This is a genomic window from Bacteroides sp. K03, from assembly GCF_019734355.1.
Taxonomy (GTDB): Bacteria; Bacteroidota; Bacteroidia; order Bacteroidales; family Bacteroidaceae; genus Bacteroides; species Bacteroides nordii.
Genome location: NZ_JAASHC010000041.1, coordinates 18,635 through 42,338 on the forward strand (window position 1 = coordinate 18,635; position 23,704 = coordinate 42,338).

The 23,704-nt window shown below is 40.2% G+C and carries 26 protein-coding genes, 1 tRNA gene and 1 pseudogene; 14 read left to right on the forward strand and 14 right to left on the reverse strand.

Features of this window, described 5'->3' with window-relative positions:
• Positions 1-31: 31 nt before the first annotated feature.
• Both icd and HCG69_RS19175 read left to right on the forward strand, forming a co-directional pair.
• On the forward strand, positions 32-1,228 hold the full coding sequence (icd, locus tag HCG69_RS19170; protein ID WP_221651367.1) for an NADP-dependent isocitrate dehydrogenase: 1,197 nt from the start codon (positions 32-34) through the stop codon (positions 1,226-1,228).
• Between the two features lie 22 nt (positions 1,229-1,250).
• Positions 1,251-2,594 carry a citrate/2-methylcitrate synthase gene (locus tag HCG69_RS19175; protein ID WP_025866512.1) on the forward strand — a complete coding sequence of 448 codons (1,344 nt, stop codon included), beginning with the start codon at positions 1,251-1,253 and terminating at the stop codon, positions 2,592-2,594.
• Positions 2,595-2,768: 174 nt separating this feature from the next.
• On the opposite strand, the gene pfkA is transcribed toward HCG69_RS19175, so the two are convergent.
• From pfkA to porQ, 4 genes are all read right to left on the reverse strand, one after another.
• The gene (gene pfkA, locus HCG69_RS19180) at positions 2,769-3,749 is read right to left on the reverse strand and encodes a 6-phosphofructokinase (protein WP_002559450.1); all 981 of its coding nucleotides are present in this window, start codon (positions 3,747-3,749) and stop codon (positions 2,769-2,771) included.
• Positions 3,750-3,847: 98 nt separating this feature from the next.
• Positions 3,848-4,726, reverse strand: a complete 879-nt coding sequence (locus tag HCG69_RS19185) for a 4-hydroxy-3-methylbut-2-enyl diphosphate reductase (RefSeq protein WP_221651368.1) — start codon at positions 4,724-4,726, stop codon at positions 3,848-3,850.
• An 89-nt stretch (positions 4,727-4,815) separates the two neighbouring features.
• Positions 4,816-5,505 (reverse strand): (d)CMP kinase, encoded by a 690-nt coding sequence (cmk, locus tag HCG69_RS19190; protein ID WP_221651369.1) that lies wholly within the window; start codon positions 5,503-5,505, stop codon positions 4,816-4,818.
• Between the two features lie 16 nt (positions 5,506-5,521).
• Complete coding sequence (gene porQ / locus HCG69_RS19195; RefSeq protein WP_221651370.1) at positions 5,522-6,460, reverse strand: type IX secretion system protein PorQ; 939 nt, start codon at positions 6,458-6,460, stop codon at positions 5,522-5,524.
• A gap of 142 nt (positions 6,461-6,602) precedes the next feature.
• Here porQ and HCG69_RS19200 point away from each other — a divergent pair, with 142 nt between their 5' ends.
• The 9 genes from HCG69_RS19200 to HCG69_RS19240 all read left to right on the forward strand — a co-directional run bounded on the left by HCG69_RS19200 (position 6,603) and on the right by HCG69_RS19240 (position 12,540).
• A complete protein-coding gene (locus HCG69_RS19200) occupies positions 6,603-7,289 on the forward strand; it encodes an energy transducer TonB (protein WP_002559454.1) in 687 nt (228 codons plus the stop codon).
• Positions 7,290-7,374: 85 nt separating this feature from the next.
• Entirely contained in the window at positions 7,375-8,349 is a 975-nt protein-coding gene (locus HCG69_RS19205; RefSeq protein WP_221651371.1) for a polyprenyl synthetase family protein, read from the forward strand.
• A gap of 16 nt (positions 8,350-8,365) precedes the next feature.
• Positions 8,366-9,067, forward strand: a complete 702-nt coding sequence (locus HCG69_RS19210) for a hypothetical protein (RefSeq protein WP_221651372.1) — start codon at positions 8,366-8,368, stop codon at positions 9,065-9,067.
• A gap of 12 nt (positions 9,068-9,079) precedes the next feature.
• Entirely contained in the window at positions 9,080-9,856 is a 777-nt protein-coding gene (locus tag HCG69_RS19215) for a TatD family hydrolase (protein WP_221651373.1), read from the forward strand.
• A 121-nt stretch (positions 9,857-9,977) separates the two neighbouring features.
• Positions 9,978-10,065, forward strand: a tRNA-Ser gene (locus HCG69_RS19220).
• A gap of 85 nt (positions 10,066-10,150) precedes the next feature.
• Positions 10,151-10,954: a MotA/TolQ/ExbB proton channel family protein gene (locus tag HCG69_RS19225; protein WP_221651374.1), complete on the forward strand. Its 804-nt coding sequence runs from the start codon at positions 10,151-10,153 to the stop codon at positions 10,952-10,954.
• 6 nt (positions 10,955-10,960) lie between these two features.
• A complete protein-coding gene (locus HCG69_RS19230; RefSeq protein WP_221651375.1) occupies positions 10,961-11,446 on the forward strand; it encodes a hypothetical protein in 486 nt (161 codons plus the stop codon).
• A 36-nt stretch (positions 11,447-11,482) separates the two neighbouring features.
• Positions 11,483-12,076, forward strand: a complete 594-nt coding sequence (locus HCG69_RS19235) for a biopolymer transporter ExbD (protein ID WP_221651376.1) — start codon at positions 11,483-11,485, stop codon at positions 12,074-12,076.
• Positions 12,076-12,540, forward strand: a complete 465-nt coding sequence (locus HCG69_RS19240) for a biopolymer transporter ExbD (RefSeq protein ID WP_005933384.1) — start codon at positions 12,076-12,078, stop codon at positions 12,538-12,540. The genes HCG69_RS19235 and HCG69_RS19240 overlap by 1 nt, the downstream gene beginning before the upstream one ends.
• Before the next feature lie 88 nt (positions 12,541-12,628).
• On the opposite strand, the gene HCG69_RS19245 is transcribed toward HCG69_RS19240, so the two are convergent.
• The gene (locus tag HCG69_RS19245) at positions 12,629-13,171 is read right to left on the reverse strand and encodes a GNAT family N-acetyltransferase (RefSeq protein ID WP_221651377.1); all 543 of its coding nucleotides are present in this window, start codon (positions 13,169-13,171) and stop codon (positions 12,629-12,631) included.
• Between the two features lie 25 nt (positions 13,172-13,196).
• The gene (locus tag HCG69_RS19250) at positions 13,197-14,480 is read right to left on the reverse strand and encodes an IgA Peptidase M64 (protein ID WP_221651378.1); all 1,284 of its coding nucleotides are present in this window, start codon (positions 14,478-14,480) and stop codon (positions 13,197-13,199) included.
• Positions 14,481-14,630: 150 nt separating this feature from the next.
• Between HCG69_RS19250 and HCG69_RS19255 the strand changes: the two genes are divergently transcribed.
• Positions 14,631-15,110 carry an Lrp/AsnC family transcriptional regulator gene (locus HCG69_RS19255; RefSeq protein WP_221651379.1) on the forward strand — a complete coding sequence of 160 codons (480 nt, stop codon included), beginning with the start codon at positions 14,631-14,633 and terminating at the stop codon, positions 15,108-15,110.
• 16 nt (positions 15,111-15,126) lie between these two features.
• Here HCG69_RS19255 and HCG69_RS19260 read toward each other — a convergent pair whose 3' ends face one another.
• From HCG69_RS19260 to HCG69_RS19285, 6 genes are all read right to left on the reverse strand, one after another.
• Positions 15,127-15,618, reverse strand: a complete 492-nt coding sequence (locus HCG69_RS19260; protein WP_221651380.1) for a dihydrofolate reductase — start codon at positions 15,616-15,618, stop codon at positions 15,127-15,129.
• Positions 15,619-15,744: 126 nt separating this feature from the next.
• Entirely contained in the window at positions 15,745-16,539 is a 795-nt protein-coding gene (locus tag HCG69_RS19265; protein ID WP_221651381.1) for a thymidylate synthase, read from the reverse strand.
• A 61-nt stretch (positions 16,540-16,600) separates the two neighbouring features.
• Positions 16,601-17,875, reverse strand: coding sequence for a cardiolipin synthase (cls, locus tag HCG69_RS19270; protein WP_221651382.1), 1,275 nt, complete (start codon positions 17,873-17,875; stop codon positions 16,601-16,603).
• A 428-nt stretch (positions 17,876-18,303) separates the two neighbouring features.
• Positions 18,304-18,633: a DUF5056 domain-containing protein gene (locus tag HCG69_RS19275; protein WP_221651383.1), complete on the reverse strand. Its 330-nt coding sequence runs from the start codon at positions 18,631-18,633 to the stop codon at positions 18,304-18,306.
• A complete protein-coding gene (locus HCG69_RS19280; RefSeq protein ID WP_221651384.1) occupies positions 18,617-19,165 on the reverse strand; it encodes an RNA polymerase sigma factor in 549 nt (182 codons plus the stop codon). Before HCG69_RS19280 ends, HCG69_RS19275 begins: the two co-directional genes overlap by 17 nt.
• Complete coding sequence (locus HCG69_RS19285) at positions 19,162-19,797, reverse strand: DUF6249 domain-containing protein (protein WP_221651385.1); 636 nt, start codon at positions 19,795-19,797, stop codon at positions 19,162-19,164. The genes HCG69_RS19280 and HCG69_RS19285 overlap by 4 nt, the downstream gene beginning before the upstream one ends.
• 118 nt (positions 19,798-19,915) lie before the next feature.
• On the opposite strand from HCG69_RS19285, the pseudogene HCG69_RS19290 reads away from it, so the two are divergent.
• Together HCG69_RS19290 and HCG69_RS19295 are read left to right on the forward strand one after the other, a co-directional pair.
• Positions 19,916-20,062 (forward strand): annotated as a pseudogene (locus HCG69_RS19290) (ORF6N domain-containing protein); the annotation flags it as partial.
• Positions 20,059-21,573, forward strand: a complete 1,515-nt coding sequence (locus HCG69_RS19295) for an RsmB/NOP family class I SAM-dependent RNA methyltransferase (protein ID WP_221651386.1) — start codon at positions 20,059-20,061, stop codon at positions 21,571-21,573. The pseudogene HCG69_RS19290 and the gene HCG69_RS19295, both read left to right, overlap by 4 nt.
• Positions 21,574-21,610: 37 nt before the next feature.
• On the opposite strand, the gene HCG69_RS19300 is transcribed toward HCG69_RS19295, so the two are convergent.
• Positions 21,611-22,426: a hypothetical protein gene (locus tag HCG69_RS19300; protein WP_221651387.1), complete on the reverse strand. Its 816-nt coding sequence runs from the start codon at positions 22,424-22,426 to the stop codon at positions 21,611-21,613.
• Between the two features lie 94 nt (positions 22,427-22,520).
• Entirely contained in the window at positions 22,521-23,699 is a 1,179-nt protein-coding gene (locus HCG69_RS19305; protein ID WP_221651388.1) for a TolC family protein, read from the reverse strand.
• Positions 23,700-23,704 lie beyond the last annotated feature (5 nt).

Below are 23,704 nucleotides of genomic sequence, written 5' to 3' on the forward strand. Positions count from 1 at the left end.
TGAATATTGGCATATTGGCACATTATTTATTATGAGCAAAATTACTAAGCAAGCAGATGGTACATTATTAGTACCCGATATCCCTACAGTTCCTTTCATAACAGGGGATGGGGTAGGCGAGGAGATTACTCCTGCCATGCAAAGCATTGTGGACACTGCCGTGAAAGAAGCTTACGGTGAAAAGCGTAAAATAGACTGGGTAGAAGTTTTGGCTGGAGAACGTGCATATAATATTACCGGTTCATGGCTTCCTGATGAGACCATGGAGAAGTTTAAAGAGTATCTGATAGGTATCAAGGGGCCTTTGACTACACCGGTGGGCGGTGGCATACGCTCATTGAACGTAGCTTTGCGCCAAACTCTTGATTTGTATGTATGTCTTCGTCCCGTTCGCTGGTTCATAGGCGTACATTCGCCTGTCATAGCACCAGAGAAGGTAAATATGCATATCTTCCGTGAAAATACAGAAGATATTTATGCAGGAATAGAATGGGAAGCGGGTACTCCTGAAGCGAAGAAATTTTATCATTTTTTACGTGATGAAATGGGAGTAACTAAAGTACGGTTTCCGGAAACGTCTTCTTTTGGTGTAAAACCGGTTTCGCGTGAAGGTACTGAACGTTTGGTAAGGGCGGCTTGTCAGTATGCATTAGATCATCATTTACCTTCTGTGACATTGGTGCATAAAGGAAATATTATGAAATTTACCGAAGGTGGTTTCAAAAAATGGGGGTATGAACTGGCACAACGTGAATTTGGTGATGCATTGGCAGAGGGACGATTTATTGTTAAAGACTGTATTGCAGATGCTTTTCTGCAAAATACCTTGTTAATGCCCGAAGAGTATTCGGTGGTTGCCACCCTCAATCTGAATGGTGATTATATCTCTGATCAGTTGGCAGCTATGGTAGGCGGTATTGGTATAGCTCCTGGTGCTAATATCAATTATGATAGTGGGCATGCTATTTTTGAAGCAACACACGGGACTGCACCTAACATTGCCGGAAAGGATATTGTGAATCCTTGTTCGCTTGTTCTTTCTGCTGTGATGATGCTTGAGTATTTTGGTTGGCAGGAAGCTGCTGACCTGATAGTAAGAGCACTGGAACATAGCTTTGAGGATGGTCGTGCAACAGCTGATCTGGCTCGGTTTATGCCGGGGGGTAAAGCTCTGTCTACTTCTGCTTTTACGCGGGAGATTATTGAAAGAATAGAAAATATAAATTAATGATTAAAAGAGAAATAATCCCATGAAGAAAGAATATTTAGTTTATAAGCTCTCCGAGGAGATGAAGGATGCTACCCGGATTGATAATGATTTATTTCCGAAATATGATGTAAAACGCGGTTTGCGTAATGAAGATGGTACTGGTGTACTGGTAGGGTTGACTAAGGTCGGTAATGTAGTTGGTTATGAGCGTATTCCGGGTGGTGGTTTAAAGCCAATTCCCGGTAAGTTATTCTATCGTCAATACGATTTGGAAGATTTGGCACATGCTGCAATGAAAGAAAAACGTTATGGCTTTGAAGAGGTAGCTTATCTGTTGCTATCCGGTCATTTGCCCGATAAGGAAGAATTAGCTTCTTTTCGTGAATTGGTGAATGACAATATGCCATTGGAACAGAAAACGAAAATGAATATTATAGAGCTGGAAGGTAATAACATTATGAATATTTTGGCTCGTAGTGTGCTTGAAATGTATCGTTTTGACCCCAATCCGGATGATACCTCCCGGGATAATCTTATGAGGCAGAGCATTGATCTGATTTCGAAGTTTCCTACTATTATTGCATATGCTTATAATATGTTGCGCCATGCCACCTTTGGTCGTTCGCTTCATATTCGTCATCCGCAGGAAAAACTCTCTATAGCCGAAAATTTCCTCTACATGCTTAAGAAGGATTATACCCAGCTGGAGGCCCGTACCCTTGATCTTTTACTCATGCTGCAAGCAGAGCATGGTGGTGGTAATAACTCTACTTTTACAGTACGTGTCACTTCTTCTACCGGGACAGATACTTATTCGTCTATTGCAGCTGGTATCGGTTCCTTGAAAGGTCCGCTTCACGGAGGTGCTAATATTCAGGTCGTTGATATGTTCCATCATCTTCAGGAAAATATCCAGGATTGGAAGGATGTAGATGAAATAGATACTTATTTTACTCGTATGCTGAATAAGGAAGTCTATAATAAAACCGGATTGATTTATGGTATCGGGCATGCTGTATACACTATTTCAGATCCACGTGCCTTATTGCTGAAAGAACTCGCCCGGGATTTGGCAAAGGAGAAGAAAAAGGAAGAAGAGTTTGCTTTTCTTGAATTGCTTGAAGAACGTGCAATTGCGATGTTTGGTAAAATAAAAAATAACGGTAAGACTGTATCAAGTAATGTTGATTTCTATTCCGGTTTTGTATATGAGATGATTGGTCTGCCACAAGAAATTTATACTCCGCTTTTTGCAATGGCTCGTATTGTAGGCTGGTGTGCACATCGTAATGAAGAACTTAACTTTGAAGGTAAGCGCATCATCCGTCCTGCATATAAAAATGTACTGGATGTCGGTAAATATATTCCGCTGAATAAACGATAAAAAAGAACGATAGGGTGGTGAAGTTATAGAATTATAAAGTGATAGGGTTATAGGATGCAAGATTTCAAAATTTTACACTTCAGATCTCATTGAAAATCTGAATGGAAAAATAATGGCACTATACTTCTTGGTTCTATAATCCTATAACTCTACCACTTTATAACTCTATAACCCTTAAATAGAGAGTTCTCTCAGTACGTTCACCAGTTCTCTTTGAATTGGTTTGTCATTCTTAATGGCCTTACTGAATGGTACATATACAATCTCGTCATGTTCGATACCAATCATTACATTACGTTGATCTTCCATTAATGCATCGATTGCTGCGGCACCCATTCTGCTCGCAATGATACGGTCATGAGCGGTAGGGCTACCACCACGTTGTAAATGACCTAATATAGTGACGCGTACGTCGTATTCCGGATATTCATTTTTTACACGCTCTGCGTAATGCATGGCACCACCAGTCAGTTCACTTTCGGCTACTAATACGATACTGCTATTTTTGGATTTTCGGAAACCGCTTTTGATAAACTCTTCCAATTGGTCTACCTCTGTACTAAATTCTGGAATAATAGCGGCTTCGGCTCCTGAAGCAATAGCACCATTCAGTGCAAGAAAACCTGCATCACGTCCCATTACTTCTACGAAAAAAAGGCGCTCATGTGAAGTCGCTGTATCGCGTATTTTATCGACTGCATCCAGAATTGTATTCAATGCTGTGTCATATCCAATAGTTGTATCTGTACCATACAAGTCGTTATCAATTGTACCGGGTAGTCCGATACAAGGTACATCAAACTCTTGTGCAAAAATACGTGCACCGGTCAATGAACCATCACCACCGATAACAACAAGGGCGTCGATTCCCTCTTTTTTCATATTATCGTATGCGAGCTGACGTCCCTCAGGAGTAGTAAATTCCTTGCAACGTGCTGTTTTTAATATAGTGCCACCCAGTTGAATGATATTACTAACATTCTGACTTTTGAATTCGCTGATTTCTCCTGTTACCAGACCTCTATATCCTCTGTATATACCCTTAACTTGCAGTCCGTTATAGATAGCTGCACGTGTCACTGCACGAATTGCAGCATTCATTCCCGGAGCATCTCCTCCGGAGGTTAAAATACCTACACACTTAACTGTTCCCATTACAATCTTATTTTATATTTGACGCTGCAAAGATAACAAAAAGTGTTAGGAAATAAGTTGCATTTGTGTCAAACTGACGGTGGCATTAATAAATAACGTTAAATGATTTTTTTGTCGAGACGTGCTTTGATTTCTGTATAAATCTGTTCCATCAGCCATTTGGGGGTTGAAGTAGCTCCGCATACTCCAATAGAACTAATTCCATGAAATAGAGAGTCATCTATTTCTTCTGCATTATCTATTAAATGAGAATTAGGGTTGACCTTTAGACATTCACTGAATAACATTTTCCCATTAGAACTTTTTTTACCACTGACAAAAAAGATAAGATCATGTGAAGCAGCAAACGTACGTAGGTTAGGCATGCGATTGGCTACCTGACGACAAATGGTATCATAGTATTCAAATGTAGCAGAAGGAGAAATGTGATCTTTGATGTAGTCAACTATTTCCCAGAATTCATCTAACGATTTGGTGGTTTGCGAATAAAGACGGATACTTTTGCTGAAATCGAGCTCTTTAGCTTCTTCTAATTTTTCTATAACAATTGCTTTTCCGGTAGTTTGACCTACTAATCCTAAAACTTCGGCATGTCCATTTTGACCATAAATAACAATTTGTTTTTCTTCTGCATCTTTCTCCTGATATTCTTGCTTGATGCGTTTTTGCAATCGGAGTACTACCGGACAGGTAGCATCAATAATTTCAATATTATTTTCCCGGGCGATTGTATATGTTTCGGGAGGTTCACCATGAGCACGAAGTAATACTTTGGCATTATGTAGTTGCTTGAACTCTTCATGATTGATAGTAATGAGTCCCATTGTTTTTAACCGTTCTACCTCCTTGCTGTTGTGAACAATATCACCCAGGCAATAGAGGGTAACTCCTTTTGCCAGTTCTTCTTCTGCCTTATGAATAGCGGTTACCACTCCAAAACAGAAACCTGAACCTTCATCTATTTCTACTTTGATCATTCCTGGTTTTACGTTTGCAGATTTTTTCAGATGATTCTATGTATTTGTTTAATACTCTCTGCTCTTAATGAGGTCAGATGATACGTAACTTACCCTTTTGCCTTTTGATTATATTGATTAAATAACCATTCTTTCTGCTGCTGGATAGTCAATTCTGTATTATCCAGCAATAGCGCATCATCTGCCTTTCGTAATGGACTCACTTCGCGATGCTGGTCAATATAATCGCGTTGTTTTACATTTTCTAATATTTCATCAAAGTTGGCTTCTTGTCCTTTCGCTTTTAGCTCATCGTAACGCCTTTGAGCACGAATTTCAGGAGTTGCTGTAACAAATATTTTCAACTCGGCATTAGGGAATACTGTAGTACCGATGTCACGTCCATCCATAACAATTCCTTTTTCATTGCCCATGGCCTGTTGCTGTTGGACCATAGCAGAACGTACGAAGTCAAGTGTGCTAATAGGACTCACCTTAGAAGAAACCTCCATTGTGCGAATTTTGTTCTCTACATTCACACCATTTAAGTAAGTATTTGGGCGGCCGGTTTCCGGATCAATCTGGAAAGAAATGTGGATGTCGTTCATTCGTTTTTTAAGCTCTTCGGTGTTAATCGTATCTCCTTTAAAGATACCGTTTTCTATACTATAAAGAGTGACTGCACGGTACATAGCTCCACTGTCTATATAAATATACCCTATTTCACGAGCCAGGTCTTTGGCCATTGTGCTTTTACCACAAGAGGAAAAGCCATCGATTGCTATGGTGATTTTTTTCATTTTATTTGTAATTGTACTATAATGTCATTGAGAGATTGAATAATAAAGAAGAAGAGCTGAGGTGATATTTTGCATAGGCAGCTCCTAATTTGAAGCGTTTGATTTGTATGCCGGCTCCGGCTGTGAGACCTGCCCAATGACTGGAGTCAGCTATTTTCATCTCGTTTTTTCTACGGAAATTGTATCCTAATGAAATATAGAAATTATCTGTTGGCAGAAAGTCTATACCTAACACGGTGTGATCAAAGAAGTTGGAATTTTTCCAATCCGTCAGATTGTATAAAGTTGCTGATACTCGGAAAGGTGCATGTGACAATCGCTTTGTGATACCTACTTGCACATCTACCGGAAGCTTTTCATGTTTATCTTCAAAAGCTACAATTTGTCCTCCTAAGTTACGGGCAACAAGAGAAAAAGAAAAGTCGCTGTTCTGATGATAATAATTCAATCCCAAATCCACTCCAATAGCAAATGAAGAAAATTTCTCGTAATTAGAATAGATGAGATTTGCTTTTACTCCACCACTCCAATAGTCACTCAAGTCATAAGAGTAGATTCCTGAAAATGCCATATCTTTAGCCGAAAAGGTTCCTGTTATTACATTTTCACTGGTTGTTTCTTTCATTGTTCCATAATTCACGAACTGAGCTGTAACTGCCCATGTTGAGCGTTCTCCGGCAACACGTGAGAAAGCTGCACTGGCGGCGTTGACTCCGGCTATATATAACATATAGTTCAGGTTAAGTGTTTTATCCGCTACGCATGACAACAAAGCAGGATTATGGACCGCCATTGTAAGGTCATCCTCTATAATTGATATATTTTCCCCTCCTAATGCTGCTGCATGAGAAGAAAAAGGGATCTTGAGGAATTGGAACACGCTATTATCTTCCTGAGCCTGTATCCGGACCCAAAAAAGGAGTAATACTACTATGAATATATTCTTTTTTAACATTTTGGCAGAAAAAACTGTTCAAATATACTTTATTTCTCAAATATCTGCGTTATATTTGTGGCAGAAAAACACGTGATACTCAAAAGCACTGAGAAACACATCTGATTAAAAGAACGTATTATTAATATTTATATTATAATTTATGGAAGTTAAAAAATCACCTAAAGCAGACCTGGAAGGCAAAAAGTCTACATGGTTGCTTATCGGATACGTGGTTGTATTAGCTTTTATGTTCGTGGCGTTCGAATGGACCGAGCGAGACATAAAGATTGATACAAGTCAGGCTTTATCCGATCTAGTGTTTGAAGAGGAAATGGTTCCTATTACGGAACAAGAACAGAAAATTGAGGTTCCACCTCCACCTGAAGTACCTGCGGCTGCTGAAATCTTGGATATTGTAGATGATGATGCTGATGTAGAAGAAACAATTATAGCATCAAGTGAGGAAACCGGTCAGAAAGTTGAAGTGAAATATGTGCCTGTACAGGTTGTTGAAGAAGAACCGGAAGAACAGGAAATCTTCGATGTTGTAGAAAAAATGCCGGAATTCCCGGGCGGAAATGCTGCCTTGATGTCATATTTGGCTAAGAATATCAAATATCCTACAATTGCTCAGGAAAATGGTACACAAGGTCGTGTTATCGTACAGTTTGTTGTAAACAAAGATGGTAGTATCGTAGATGCAAAGGTCGCACGTAGTGTTGATCCATATCTGGATAAAGAAGCTCTTCGTGTGATTAATTCCATGCCTAAATGGAATCCTGGTATGCAGAGAAACAAACCTGTACGTGTGAAGTATACGGTACCTGTAATGTTTAGATTGCAATAATATTATGTAATATACAGAAAAAGGCTGCCATAAAAGCAGCCTTTTTCATTAGTAATTATTTCTCGTCTTTTTAATTCAAATGACTATGTTTACTGCGCCTCAATTGCTTGATAAAATAAATACCCATGTTTCTGAATTACAGTTTACCCGTTCTCCTAAAGGATTATATGATCCGGTAGAATACGTCTTGTCTTTGGGCGGAAAACGCATTCGTCCTGTATTGATGTTGATGGCTTATAACTTATATAAGGAAAATGTGGAGCAGGTTTATGATCCGGCCATAGGTATTGAAATTTATCATAACTATACCCTTCTTCATGATGATCTCATGGACAGGGCAGATGTGCGTAGAGGTAAACCTACCGTACACAAAGTGTGGGATGATAATACTGCCATATTGTCGGGGGATGCAATGTTGGTACTTGCTTATCAATATATGGCAGCCTGTCCAACGGAATATTTAAAGGAGGTGATGGATCTTTTTAGCCTTACTGCTCTTGAAATTTGTGAAGGGCAGCAGATGGATATGGAGTTTGAGCAACGTAGCGATGTTAAAGAAGAGGAATATATTGAAATGATCCGGTTGAAAACAGCAGTGTTGTTGGCTGCCAGTCTGAAAATAGGTGCAATATTGGGCGGAGCATCCAGAGAAGATTCCGAACGTCTTTATGATTTTGGTGTTCAGCTAGGTGTTGCTTTTCAATTGCAGGATGATTTGTTGGATGTGTATGGTGATCCGGTTGTCTTTGGTAAGAAAATAGGGGGAGATATCCTCTGCAATAAGAAAACTTATATGTTGATTAAAGCTTTGGAGCATGCTGATAAGGATTGTTTTGCCGAACTGAATACTTGGATTACTGCTGAAGATTTTGTTCCGGAACAAAAGATCGCTGCTGTAACCGGGATTTATGATAAGATTGGCATAAAGGGTATCTGTAAAAATAAAATGCGTGAATATTATACCCGTGCTATGGAAAGTTTAGCAGCAGTAACAGTGGCTGAAGAAAGAAAAAAAGAATTAAAAAATTTGATGGAACATTTGATGTACAGAGAAATGTAATTAACAGTGTTGTCCGATGCCTTACAGACGTTTACCAAATACAGACCAGGCCAGAATACGAGCGCTGAAATCGGCGGTCGGAAAGGGTGATGTGTATAATGTAAGTGAACTGGCAATATCTTTGAATACTTTATCTGAAGCAAGGAATTTTCTTTCAAAATTTGAGGTTGCTCATAACTATTATATTCAATGTTATAATAACCAGGTGAAGGAAAGTCCAAAGCATCAATCAAATGTAAAGACAGCCCGTTTGTATATTTCTCATTTTATCCAGGTATTGAATTTGTCTGTACTTCGTTCTGAAGTGAAACCTATCCACAAAAAAATATATTGTTTACCGGTTGATAATTATAATGTTCCCGATTTAACATCTGAGGTTGCAATGGTTGAATGGGGAAAACGAATTATTGAAGGTGAGAGAAAAAGAACGTCACAGGGAGGAGTGCCTATTTATAATCCTACTATTGCTAAGGTGAAGGTTCATTATGATATATTTGTTGATAGTTATGAAAGGCAGAAAGCACTACAAGTGTTGACTAACCGTAGTTTAGAAGGATTGGCTGCTATGCGTACCCGTGCTGATGAACTGATATTGGATATTTGGAATCAAGTAGAAGAAAAGTTCCGGAATATATCTCCTAATGAACTCCGTTTAGACAGATGCCGTGACTATGGAGTTATTTATTATTACCGGACAGGTGAAAAACAACCTGAATAGATTAGTTTAATTATGCTTGTTGATTCTCATTCACATCTTTTTTTGGAAGAGTTCTCCGACGATCTTCCACAAGTAATGCAGCGTGCTCACGATGCAGGTGTAACTCATATTTTTATGCCGAATATAGACAGTACAACAATTGGACCATTACTTTCGGTATGTAATACTTATAAAGGATTTTGTTTTCCGATGATGGGATTACATCCTACTTCTGTTAATGAGTCTTATGAAAAAGAATTGGATATTGTTGCACGTCAGTTAGCTCCTTTTAATGAGTATGTGGCTATTGGTGAAATTGGCTTGGACCTTTATTGGGATAAAACTTTTTTGAAAGAGCAACTTATTGTCTTTGAAAAACAGATAGAATGGGCTTTAGAGTATCATTTGCCTATTGTGGTTCATTGTAGAGAAGCTTTCGATTATATATATAAGGTATTGGAGCCCTATAAAAAAAGTGGGTTAAAAGGGATTTTTCATAGTTTTACCGGTCCTTCTGAAGAGGCTGCCAGGTTACTGGAATTTCCGGATTTTATGCTGGGAATAAATGGGGTCGTGACATTTAAGAAATCTCACTTGGCAGATGTTTTGAAAGGTATTCCGTTGACACGTATTGTTTTAGAGACTGATTCACCTTACCTGACTCCCGCTCCGAATCGTGGAAAGAGGAATGAAAGTGCCTATATAAAAGATACTTTGATAAAAGTTGCAGAGGCTTATGAAAAGATGCCTGAACGGGTTGCTGAAGCCACATCTGAAAACGCTTTAAAAGTGTTTGGAATGCTCAAATAAGCTTCTAAAGGTTTTAAAATATATTAATTTGGAGTATTTCTTTGAGATAAAAGAGCTAGAATGCTTTAGAAGAAGAAAAAAAAGGATACATTTGTAGCTGAAAAGGCTCAAACCGGTTTAGGGAGAGATGCTCGAGTGGTTGAAGAGGCACGCCTGGAAAGCGTGTATACGCCAAAAGTGTATCGCGGGTTCGAATCCCGCTCTCTCCGCAGATGAACAAATGGAATTTGGAAACAACTAAAATAAATACAATAATAATAATTTAATTAATTAATCTTAAAAATTAGACACACAATGAAAAAGTTATTCGCAATTGTTGCTGTGATGGGAGTCTTAACATTTGGCTCAACTCAACTTGCTCAGGCTCAAGATGCTCCTGCTGCTGAACAAACTGAACAGGCTGCACCTGCTGCAGTAGAACCAGCTGCTGATGCTTCTGTTGACGGCGTTGAAGAAGGTGGTATTCACAAAGAAATTAAAGTAAAATTCATTGAAGGTACTGCATCTTTCATGAGTTTGGTAGCTATTGCATTGGTTATCGGTTTGGCATTCTGTATTGAACGTATCATTTATTTGAGCTTGGCTGAAATCAATACTAAGAAATTTATGGCTTCTATTGAAGCTGCTTTGGAAAAAGGTGATGTTGAAGCTGCAAAAGACATCGCTCGTAACACCAGAGGTCCTATTGCATCTATTTACTATCAAGGTTTGATGAGAATCGATCAAGGTATTGATGTAGTAGAAAAATCAGTTGTATCTTATGGTGGTGTGCAAGCAGGTTACCTTGAAAAAGGATGTTCTTGGATCACACTGTTTATCGCAATGGCTCCGTCATTAGGATTCTTGGGTACTGTAATCGGTATGGTGCAGGCATTTGATAAGATCCAGCAAGTAGGTGATATCTCTCCGACGGTTGTTGCAGGTGGTATGAAAGTTGCTTTGATTACAACTATCTTCGGTTTGATCGTTGCTTTGATTCTTCAGGTATTCTACAACTATGTACTTTCTAAGATCGAAGCTCTTACAAGCGAAATGGAAGATTCTTCTATCTCTTTGCTTGACATGGTAATCAAATATAACTTGAAATACAAAAAATAATCTGAGATGAGTAAGTTATCATATAAATTATCGTACTACGTACTGTACGCAATGTTTGCTCTTATCCTGGTGGTATTAGGTCTCTTTTATTTTGGAGGAGATGCTCAGGGAACAGCTGCATTGGCAGGCGTTGATCCGGAAATGTGGCAACCTGCAAATACAGATGCATTATTGTATTTGATGTATGCACTTTTCGGACTTGCAGTAGCTGCAACTGTTATTGCTGCTATATTCCAGTTCGGTTCAGCGTTGAAAGATAATCCGGTAAGCGCTATTAAATCATTGATTGGTCTTATTCTTTTAGTTCTTGTACTGGTTGTTTCTTGGGCTATGGGTAGCGAAGAGACTTTGAGAATACCAGGATATGATGGAACGGACAATGTTCCTTTTTGGTTGAAGCTAACTGATATGTTCCTTTATTCAATCTACTTCCTTTTGGGAGCAACAGTTGTTGCTATCATCTTGAGTAGCATTAAGAAGAAATTATCATAATCCAATTGAGCTTGCTCAATTAAATATAGTAATACTATGGCAAAAGGAAAAAGAAAAGTTCCTGATATAAATTCAAGTTCTACGGCTGATATCGCTTTCTTGTTGCTGATCTTCTTCTTGATTACAACTTCTATGGATACGGATCGTGGTTTGGCAAGACGTTTGCCGCCACCGCCTGAAAATGATAAGGAGCAGAAGAATGAAGACAAGGTTAAGCAACGCAACGTTCTACAGATTTACCTGAATATGTATGACCAGTTGATGGTTAACGGTGAAATCATGAATGTTCAGCAGTTGAGAGCGAAGACTAAAGAGTTTGTTGCTAATAAATATAATGATGAGTCGTTGCCGGAAAAAACATCAAAGGATGTTGACTTTTTTGGTCCGACGATGGTCACTGAAAAGCATGTAGTCTCTTTACAGAACGACCGTTCTTCTTCATATCAGGCATATATTGACGTACAAAATGAATTGGTTGCTGCTTACAATGAACTGAGAGATGAACTGTCTCAGGAAAAGTGGGGAAAGAAATATTCAGAGTTAAATGAAGATCAGCAGAAAGCTGTTCGTGAAATTTATCCTCAGAAGATTTCTGAAGCTGAACCTAAAAAATATGGAGAAAAGAAGTAATGGGAAAATTTAATAAAACAGGTAAACGTGAAATGCCTGCGTTGAATACTTCTTCTCTGCCTGACCTTATCTTTACGCTGTTATTCTTCTTTATGATTGTAACAACGATGCGTGAGGTAACGTTGAAGGTTGAATTTAAGATTCCGCAAGCAACAGAATTAGAAAAACTTGAAAAGAAATCATTGGTTACATTTGTGTATGTAGGAAAGCCAATGAGAGAGTTTCGTCAGAAGATGGGTTCTGAGAGCCGTATCCAATTGAATGATGCTTTCGCTGAAGTTTCGGAAATTCAGGATTATATTATTGCAGAAAGATCAAGTATGAAAGAATCTGATCAGGCAATGATGACTGTATCTCTGAAAATCGATAAGGATACGAAGATGGGTATCGTAACTGATATCAAGAATGCACTTCGTCAAGCTTATGCTTTGAAAATTAACTACTCTTCGCAGTACCGCGAATAGAGAGTTGATTGAATATATTTGAAAAAGGTGCTTAGCTATTTATTTAGTTAAGCACCTTTTTTTCTTTGGAATGAAATGAAGAGAATGTTTAGGGATTCATTTTCACATTATAGACTTCCTTGTGGATTTTCTTCTTTACTGTGTCAAAATCCCGTTCACATTGTAAATCGCCATGTACCATCAGATACATCGGTAAGAAAGGATCTCCGGTTTTATAGGGAGGCTGGTGGTATTCTTTTTCCCAAAGAACAAATCCTTGTCGTTTGTAGAAGTTAATACGGCGTTGTGCCATTTCTTCCAGGGGCATTTCAACTTCCAGAACGATGGGACGGTTTAATTTTTTGCATAAGAAATCTAATACTTTTTTGCCATAGCCACCATTTCGTAATGCCGGGTTAATGGCAAAGTGTTCTACATAATAAAAATGATCGAAGTCCCAGTAGGTAATAAACCCCACAGGGGTATCATCATCAAAAATAATATTATTATGGAAATTGCCAATGCGGTTGGTATATTCGCGCAAATCTTTCAGCTCGCGGTATTCTTCTGGTGGAAAGGCTGCAATAAGCAGATCCTCCATAAATTGATAATGTTGTACGTCAGACGTACTGATAGGTTGGAGTCTAATCATAAAGACCTGGTTTTTGATTATTACTTTATTTATTGTTAGTATAAAATTCAATCATTCTACGAATAGAGCGTTGGCATACCGGACAGAATGTTGGATATTCATTTGTTCGCATGCGGCAATCAAAAGAGGGACGGTAGATACCTTTTGCTGAATATCCACCACCTTCATAAACACCTACCGGGTACTGCTTATTCATTTGCGGAGGAGTAGGAACAGGAATTCCTGCCGGAAGCATATCTTCCCATTTGGAGGAGAAGTCTACACGGGTAGAGATATTCGGTTCCCAAGGCTCCACATTGAGCGGATAGGTGTCCGTCATTACATCTTCTTCATAAAAATATTCGTCACCTAAACCTCCGAAACTATGTCCGAATTCGTGTACTACTACGGGTTTGAAGGTAGGGTGGTGAGCAGCAGTCAGTGTGTAGGAGTTATAGATACCTCCACCACCGTATTCTTTGGTATTGACGATGATGATAATATGCTCGTAAGGAATACCTGATAACGCGTTGTGTATAGACTTTACACGACTGGTAGTCAGATAACGGTCGGAATAGAAAGTATCAAAATGAGAATTAAATGCAGTTTGTTTCCAATTGCTTTTTCGTGGTACACTGACACCACTATCTTTTGATGGGCTGGCAACAGCAACAATATTGAACCGGTTTTTCATTGATTTGAATGGTTCATAAAAGAAAAGACTTTCGCATGCTTTTTCAGCATCTTTGTAGAATAGATCCATTTCGTCTTCAGTATATCCTTCAGCCAAGATGGCTACATCGATACAATCTGCTTCACTACCACTTTTCAGAAGGTATTTATGTGGTGTTATATGCGAGATACCCCGTTCATGAATCAGTATATCATCGGGGTGTACGATATGTTTTAAACGAGCCATTACTTTTCGTGACGAGTTGAGCAGTGTGATCTCTATCTCTACCGGGTGTTGCGGATAAGGAAGTAGAAAGGTATTTTCAAATCCTTTTGCTGTTTTCTGAGCCTCGTCTGTAGAAAGCCACTCTTGAAAAAGAGAGGAAAAGGAGGTTTTATAGATACATTTTCGAGTGGTGAGATCGATCATTGTGATTTGGCCGTTACCCTCTAAAGGAAGTTCGGAGAGATGATGTCTGCGCCCTGCCCATGAAGGCAGGTACGAAAGTTCATCCAGATAGATCGATTGGTGTTTGGCATCACCGGTGAAAATATAATCTACTCGTAATGTTTTGTCCTTGAAAAAGTCTGTAAACCCCTGTGCGTGTATGTTTATTACCATCAAAAGGCATAGTATGAGGGTAGTATTTCGTTTCATATTTAGCGTATATTTATGTTTTTACAAAGGTACGAACAATTGCTGACTTATCCCATATTTAGAAATAAAAGTAATAAATCATAGTATTTATTGCCAAAAAATTATCTAACTTTGCAATAACATTCATGTATTAAAACAAATTGATTTAAAATGGGACATCATCAATTGGATACTTTAGATGAGCAGATTCTGAAGCTGATAGCAGATAATGCACGTATTCCTTTTCTGGAAGTGGCACGAGCGTGTAATGTTTCGGGTGCAGCTATCCACCAGCGTATACAGAAGCTGACTAATCTGGGGATATTGAAGGGTTCGGAGTTTGTCATCGACCCTGAAAAAATCGGGTATGAGACGTGTGCTTACATTGGAATTTACCTGAAGGACCCGGAATCATTTGATTCTGTGACAAAAGCTTTGGAAGTTATACCAGAGGTGGTGGAATGTCATTTCACTACAGGTAAATATGATATGTTCATCAAGATTTATGCAAAGAATAATCATCATCTGTTGAGTGTCATTCATGATAAGCTGCAACCGTTGGGGTTGGCACGTACTGAGACGCTTATCTCTTTCCATGAAGCTATTAAACGGCAGATGCCAATTATAGTGGACACAGACGATCAGGAGTGATTCGTTCTATCCGTAACTATCTGGTGTAATCAACGAACGCATAGGAGCAGAGATGTTTTTCATCCGCAGGATGGACTTCTCTGTTTTTTTCGTGCCATACTGTAAGGTCTACTGAAGGGAAGAAAGCATCGGCTTCCAGGGCTTCATCATCTATTTCAGTCAAGCAGAGTTCGTCAGCTAGGACAATAGCCTGGCGGTATACAGTTTCTCCGCCGATGACGTAAACATGCTCATCTTCGCGGCAATTTTGCAAAGCAGCTTCCAAAGAAGTGAAAACCTCGGCATTGGGAAAGCTATTTGCCGGATTGGAAGAAAGAACAATATTGCGGCGATTGGGAAGTGCACCTTTAGGAAGTGACTCGAATGTTTTTCGCCCCATTATAATTGTATTTCCTGTGGTGAGTGCTTTAAAACGTTTGAGGTCATTGGGCAACCAGAACAAAAGTTTATTTTTGAAGCCGATAGCCATATGGCGATCTACAGCGGCTATAATGCTGATTTTACTCATAATGTTTATTGGAATTTAGTAGTTAGAATTTAGAAGTTGGAATCTATGGAATATGTCGTCAGATCATAAAAATACGATCATGCTGCATAGCTTCTAACTACCAACTACTAAATTCTAGCTACTGATTTATACCGAGACTTTTCCTGCAATATGTGGATGCGGATCATAGTTTATTAATTCAAAATCTTCAAATTTGAAGTCGAAGATACTTTTTACATCCGGATTTATCTTCATTTGGGGTAGCGGACGTGGTTCACGGGTTAATTGCAGCTTTACCTGTTCCAGATGGTTCAGGTAGATATGCGCATCTCCCAATGTATGTACGAAATCTCCGGCTTTCAATCCGGTCACTTGCGCCATCATTTGCAATAACAGGGCATAAGAGGCGATATTGAACGGAACTCCCAGAAAAATATCTGCACTCCGTTGATAGAGTTGCAGACTCAGACGTCCGTTGGCTACGTAAAACTGGAAGAAAGCATGGCATGGAGGCAGGTTCATATTATCGAGGTCCCCTACATTCCAGGCACTTACGATGATTCGCCGGGAGTCAGGATTATGCTTGATTGTATCTACCACTTCACTGATCTGATCGATAAAACCGCCTTTGTAGTCAGGCCATGAACGCCACTGATAGCCATAGATATGTCCTAGTTCTCCTTTTTCGTCGGCCCATTCATTCCAGATACGAACCCCGTTATCTTGCAGATATTTTACATTCGTATCTCCCTGCAAGAACCATAATAGCTCATATATAATAGATTTCAGGTGCAATTTCTTTGTCGTCAGGCAAGGGAATCCCTCGTCGAGATTGAAGCGCATCTGATGTCCGAAAACACTGATTGTACCAGTACCGGTGCGGTCACTCTTTTCAGCACCCTCGGTAAGTACACGGTTGAGTAAATCTAAATACTGTTTCATACTGCAAAGGTAGAAAAAAAGTAGTTAGAATCCAGTAGTAAGTAGTTAGAATCTATGCAGATTATAAAAAGGGAGTGAATAGGTTGGCAAACCATCCGACAAACTTCTTCCACGGTGAACGCTTTTTCCATATTTCAGGTGTGAGCTTTGTACAATGTTGGGTATCAGCCTCAAATACACTGTCAAGTTGTGCTGTAAACTCTTTGTCAAAGATAAAAGCATTTGTTTCATAGTCGTAGCGCAGGCTTCGGCTGTTAAGATTGGCAGTGCCTACGGTACAAAAGGTCTCGTCCACCATCATGATTTTCGAGTGATGAAATCCGCCATTGTACAGATATATATCCGCGCCACGTTTCATTAGCTTATGTACTTTATAGAGCGAAGCATCCGGCGTGAAAGGTATATCTGCCTTAGAGGAGATCATAATCTCTACCTTTGTACCTTTCTCAAGTGCGTAGTTTAGTGCTTTCCGGATCGAAGAGGTGGGTACGAAGTAAGGATTCACTATTCGTACATTTTCTTTTGCCGCATAGATAGACATGGCATAAGTATGGCTGAGCATGCGGGTATTCTTTTTCGGTGTACGGTCGACGATAGCAACGGTAATTCCATCAATACTATCTGCCGGAGCCGGAAGTTCAGGGAAATAAGCCTCTCCTGTGATATCTTGCTTGGCTGTTTTGTTCCATATTGTGAGGAAGATTTCTTGCAGAATGTCTACTGCCGGGCCTTCAATACGGATGTGCATATCACGCCATGTACCAATTTTGGGGAGTCCGTTGATGTAATAATCTGCTATATTCATTCCTCCGGTGTAACCTATTTTCCCATCGATAACAACTATTTTCCGATGATCCCGATGTGCTGCGTGATTGATATAGGGAAACTTAAATGGATCGAACTTGACTATTTCGATACCTCGTTCACGGATTGCTTTGAGATGACGCTTCTTTAGCGGCTTATTATTAGACCAGTTACCGAAAGCATCGAATAAGGCGCGTACCTCCACTCCCTCCTTTACTTTTTCGGCCAAGAGGTCAAAAAGAGCGTTGGCAATGGAATCATTCCGGAAGTTAAAGTATTCCAGGTGTATATGGTGTTTAGCGCCGCGAATAGCTTCAAAGAGATCCTCAAATTTCTCGCGTCCGCTTTTGAGTAACTTTACTTTATTACCATGCGTAATAGGAATACCCGATTCCCGGAGGAAATTGAGTACCATCTGGTCACTGGGTAATTCGGTAGTGTCTTGTCGCTGTACCCATGAGCTATCTATTTCATCTGCTTTTATGTTGCTTATTGTCAAAAACAACAAAATAAAAAATATATGTAGTCTCAAAACTTGCAGTCTTTATTTAGTTTACTAAGGAAACAAAGATACAACTTCTCTGTTCGGAGCTCTTTTCTGTTAAGAGCAAATTTATCATACTTTAACAAAATGAAAACTGTTCTCCTATCATTTGATGTTCCGTTTCACCAGACTAAGAGATAGAATATTATTTACTGATGAAAAAAAGTTTGCTGCTATCAAGCGGACTGTTTGCTACCGGGATATTGTTGATATGCCGATTTCAAACGAGACCTATATACCCCCTTCACAGGGCATATGGAGCCTGTTGATTGAAATTCCTTTGCTTTGTATAAGCATAAAAGAGGAAAGTAAAGACTTCCCTCTTTTATTCCATATTAAATTGAATGTGTGATTGTTATACGTTTACCAATATACTATATTACAGAGTAAAAAGTTTACTTTTTACTCTGCTTTTCTTATGCCATCGACCATGCCTTGCGTACTCCCAGAAACATGAGTACCACTGCAGCGATAATCAGCGATTTGAGATCAATGCCAGTTGCGGCTCCGCTTTGTACCATCGATACAAATATATCACGTGCAGTACCTACTACTGCCTGAAGTCCGTCGAAAGCAAAGAACAGCACCACAGCCACAAACGTAATAAATACACTCCATATTTTCACCAATAGTCCTGTGCGGTAGGGCAGATGGTGCATTACACGGCGACTAAAGCCATTATCGGGTATTTCTTGTTTTTGTTTTGCAAAGAATTCCCGTATTAGTTTATCATCTGTTTCCATCATAACCATTTTGTTTTAAATACATAGCCAATTTCTCTTTACCACGCGACAGGTGACTTTTTACTGTTCCTGCCGGTATACCCACAATTCCCGCAATTTTGTCTATACTTACATCTTCCATATAGAACAAAGTGATACAGGTTCGTTCCACTTCTTTTAGCTTTTCAAGTGATTGGTAAATGTCCATGCGTTGTCCTACGTTTTCCTGTTCAACACAATTGGTAGCATCTACCTCTCTGGAGTCCAGTTCGGTTGTTTCCTTCCGACTGCGAATATAATCATAAAATACATTATAAGCAATACGATAAAGCCATGTTGAGAAATTTGAAAGATTTTTAAAGGTTGCTATACTTGTATATGCTTTGATAAATGTATCTTGTGCCAGATCGTCGCTCAAATCGCTGTCGCCGCACGTCAGGTTGAGGAAGAAGCGCCGGATAGGCGATTGATACTTCTGCACCAACTGGTTGAAGGCCTTGGCGTTTTTAAACACCACGACCTGTGCGACTAACGATATGTCGTTGATCTGACTCATTTTTGCTCGTCAGTAGGATGTTGATTACGGGCAACCAACCATTGTCCGAGGCCGGTGAACATTATCAGTAGGCCTATACACCCCAGAGCAAAGCTGTCTGTTATAGCCCAAAGGAAGATGAACAATCCGGCGCCGAGGCACATGTTTTTAATTCCTTTGGAACGTGTGTCTGTATTCAGGCTCTCTTTAAGAATACCTTCCGGAATGGGCTGTCCGGCAGCAATGGCTTTTTCTACCAGTTTGTAACGTTCACGCCGGTTTTTGTAGCGGAAGTAAAACGCAATGAAGATAACAAAAATAGGGAAACCGAAAACTAATATCAAGATGAAGAATGCAAGAGCAATGCCTTTGGAAGCCATGCCGCTAAAGTCTTTGATTAAAGAGAAGTCTTCATCATTAAAGCCAGTATAACTGTATGTACTGTCATAGGAATCAGTTGATTCGCTTTCTACGGTTACTCCATCCTCTGCTGTATCTTTGTATTTGGGGGTATAGACCGAATCATCATTGGTTTTGCTAACTGTAATTGTTACCTGTCCGGTACTATCTTTGTAGACGGTTTTCTGCTTTTGTGCAAATGACATGGAGCAGTAGAGAGTTGCCACCATTAGAGCAATTAAAATTCTTTTCATATCTTGTAATTTTTTTTGTTTCTTTGGTTATTAGACGTAGTTAACCTGCCGGAAAGTTGCAAAGAGACAAAATATTTTTGATATTTGCAGGAATTAACAGAAGAAAATGGATGGAGTTGCCGATTATAATGATATAAATGATGATACGCGTATGCAGATAGAATTGATAAATCGGACTCTTGCGGAGTTACAGACCAAAGAGAAAGATGCGAGTAAACCCCGTAATCCAATCGGTTTTAATACATATAAAAAGGAAATCCAATGAATTTGCCAGCCTCTTTTATTGACTATACCCGTACCTTGTTGGGCAACGAAGAATATGAAAAGTTATCTGCCGCCCTGGAGCAGGAACCTCCTGTCAGTATCCGGCTTAATCAATTGAAAATTGAAAGTGGAAAGTTGAAAGTTACTATGCAGCCTGATAGCGCAGTTAATTTTCAACTTCCAACTCTCAACTCTCAACTAAAACAAGTTCCCTGGTGCAAAGAGGGGTATTATCTCGATCAGCGTCTGACGTTTACTTTTGATCCTCTTTTTCATGCCGGTTGTTACTATGTGCAGGAAGCCTCGTCTATGTTTGTTGGTCAGGTGTTGCAACAATATCTATCCGAAGACCCTGTTGTGATGCTTGATCTTTGCGCTGCTCCCGGCGGGAAGTCTACTCATGCCTGTAGCCTTTTGCCGGCAGGAAGTCTGTTGGTTGCAAATGAAGTGATCCGCAATCGTTCGCAGATACTTGCAGAGAATCTGACAAAGTGGGGGTATCCCGGGGTTGTAGTGACGAACAATGATCCGGCAGATTTCTCACATCTTGGAAGTTTTTTTGATGTAATACTCACCGATGTACCCTGTTCCGGCGAAGGTATGTTCCGCAAAGATCCTCGCGCAATTGAAGAGTGGAACTCGGATAACGTTGAAATATGCTGGCAACGTCAACGCCGTATTATTGCTGATATCTGGCAATGTCTTAAACCGGGTGGGATACTTATATACAGTACTTGTACTTATAACACGAAGGAGGACGAAGAAAATGTGCAGTGGATTTGTGATGAATTCGGAGCTGAAGTACTTCCGTTGGATATTTCTTCGGAGTGGGACATCACAGGAGACCTGCTAACAGGAACAGACTTTCCGGTCTACCGTTTTTTGCCTCATAAAACGAGAGGAGAGGGGTTCTTTCTTGCCGCACTTCGGAAACCGGAAAGAGAGAAAGAAATGTACGGTGCTGCAGGTTCGGAGGTATTTGCTTATGAAGCCGGCAATGGAAAGGCTATCCGTAAAAAAGTGTCTGCTATGCGAGGTAAAGCAGCTCCTGCACCGATTGGTAAAGAACAATTAGCGACAGCAAAAAGCTGGCTTGCAGTTCCTGAAGCGTATGAACTGTCAGTAAATGGAAACACGATTACTGCATTTCCTAAAGAATACATCGGTGAACTTGCCACTTTACAGCAGTTTCTCCGCATAGTACAAGCGGGTATCACAGTGGGAGAAGTGAAAGGGAAAGATCTTATTCCCGATCATGCACTTGCTATGAGCCGGGCATTGCAACCGGGTATTTTCTCTACAGAAGAAATCAGTTACGAACAAGCTATTGCTTTTTTACGCAAAGAGGCCATCTCTTTATCAGAGACGGCCCCTCGTGGTTATGTATTGCTTACTTATAGATCGGTTCCCCTCGGTTTTGTGAAGAATATAGGCAATCGTGCCAATAATCTTTATCCGCAGGAGTGGCGTATTCGCAGCGGATATTTGCCCGAAGAGATACGTATCTTGTGATGACACCAGACATCGGAGCCGGCTGTTTTCTTCCCGGTTAAGGCAATATTCCTTCCGGCATTTCCAGTCCGGTGAATGAAAAGCTCAACTGCTTTCCTGTTCCTTCTTCTTCCAGAATGTAAGAAGGAGGAGGCTCGGGCGATGTCCGCGTATCTCCTGTCGGTGGAGTATCCCAATTCAGATTCAGGTTCTTGTCCAACCGGTGGAGTATATACGGATTGCCGTGAAGGATGAACTTATGTGAACCGGTCAGGGCTTCTGCGTGCTCCACACTCTCTGTAAAGGTGAGTGTCATATTGGCCTGGTCGTCCATTCCCGGTTCGAGTACATAATTTCCTTTTGCTACCAGTACCAACCCGGATGAAAAGGCTGTTTGAGGTCCCTGTCTGAAGAAATATGCATCCCGTGCACGATTATTGATAAGAAATATATCCGAAATGCCGGGCAGCATGTCCGCCGTTCCATTCTCAGACAGTGCAGATCCATATCCACGGGATAGCCGCATTGTTTCGTAATTATCCACTACTTTAATTGTCAAAAGACAACTTTCCAACGTTGCATAGTCTGTGACTTTCAAGGTTGTTTTTCCCGTAAGGATTCCCCGGACATAGATGGCACTACCACCCGGAGTCGACCATCCCTGTTCCACTTGTGCACTGACAAGACGTTGATCTTTTACTTCTAATGAATAATCACCGTTTCCGCTTTCCAACCCCAGGTAGCGTATACCTCCCATAGGGACTTCGTATGTGTCGTTATAAAAGCGGAGCGGACTGTCGTTGTCGTCCTTACATGCGCTCAGCAGAGTAAGGATGCAGCACAAAGCTGTCTGATAGAAATGTTTAGGTTTCATAATCAGTATTTTATGTTTGCTGCAAATATAATGTATTCTCTTGTCTTTGTCAACAAAAAGCTTCAAACAATGTCTGGCAGAAGTGAAATCGGTTCTATAATTGGTTCTTATATATCTTTGCCATTGCCTTCTGATACTGGTTTTCCAGTTGCAGATAATTTTGTTTGCTTTGATATACTACCGAGACTTCTACAAAGTACTCAATCATGCTGATCTGCCCACCGGTCAGTGCTTGTTTCAGCATTTCGAGATCTTGCTGCGCCTGGAAGGTTTTTTCGTACTCGTCCATTGAACTGCGCAAAGTTTGTGCCTCCTGATAAAGTTGTGCTACTTGTGATTCTGCCTGCAATATGGCACTTTCTTTCAGGAAATCTGTATTCATGGCTTGTGCTTTTGCTATCTTTACTTTGCTTTTGTTTTCAAAGATCGGAAAAGAAAACCCTACTACTACGCCATTGAAGGGAGTACCCGATTCGGTATTCCGGCGGTATCCCAGTTCCAGTTTCGGCAACCAGCCTTGTTTGTTGACACCAATTTGCTTACGGGCAGCTGCACTCTCACTGGCAAGTGTCTGCAGGGTTGGATCTGCAGCGAGTACTTCCGCTTTAAGCATCTGATAGTCCGAAGGGAAGATAACCGCCGGATATGTATTCCCTTCAAATACTACAGGAATATTTCCATTCAGGGTATTCAGTTCCTGAAGCTTATTGCGCAAGGCTGTTTCATTTAGCGAAGCCTCTGTTTTGACATTTAGCAGTTCCAGGTTGATCTTGTTTGTTTCAATAATGTTGGCATCGCCTGTTTGCAGGCGTTTCTTGTACATTGCCGAAAGCTCTTCCGCATTGCGTAAACGTTCTTGTAAGATCTGCTTTTGCTGGCGAAGCATGATAATGTCCAGACATACTTCTTTGGCCTGTAGCAGGATACCTTGCCGGAAGATACTTGCCTGTCCGTCGAAAGAGCTTGTTTTCAGGCGGTTCAATCTTGCACGGCTGGCGTAGAGACTGGGAAAGTCGAAGCTTTGAGAAACGACAAGCTCTCCGATTGTCTCATTTTTGTCTTTTGCGCCCCAAAGGTGAGCATAAGAGAGACTGGGATCTGCAAGGTTATTATCAGTCTTTGCTTCCAGCTTCTGTGAAGAGATAAGCTGGGCGTTTGCCTGCAACTCCTTATTGTTAGCTTCGATATTCCGAAGCACCTGTTCTATGTTACTTTGTGCCTGCACTCCTGCAATGGCAAGGAGTGCGGCAGTAAATATCGTTATTCTTTTCATTTCAT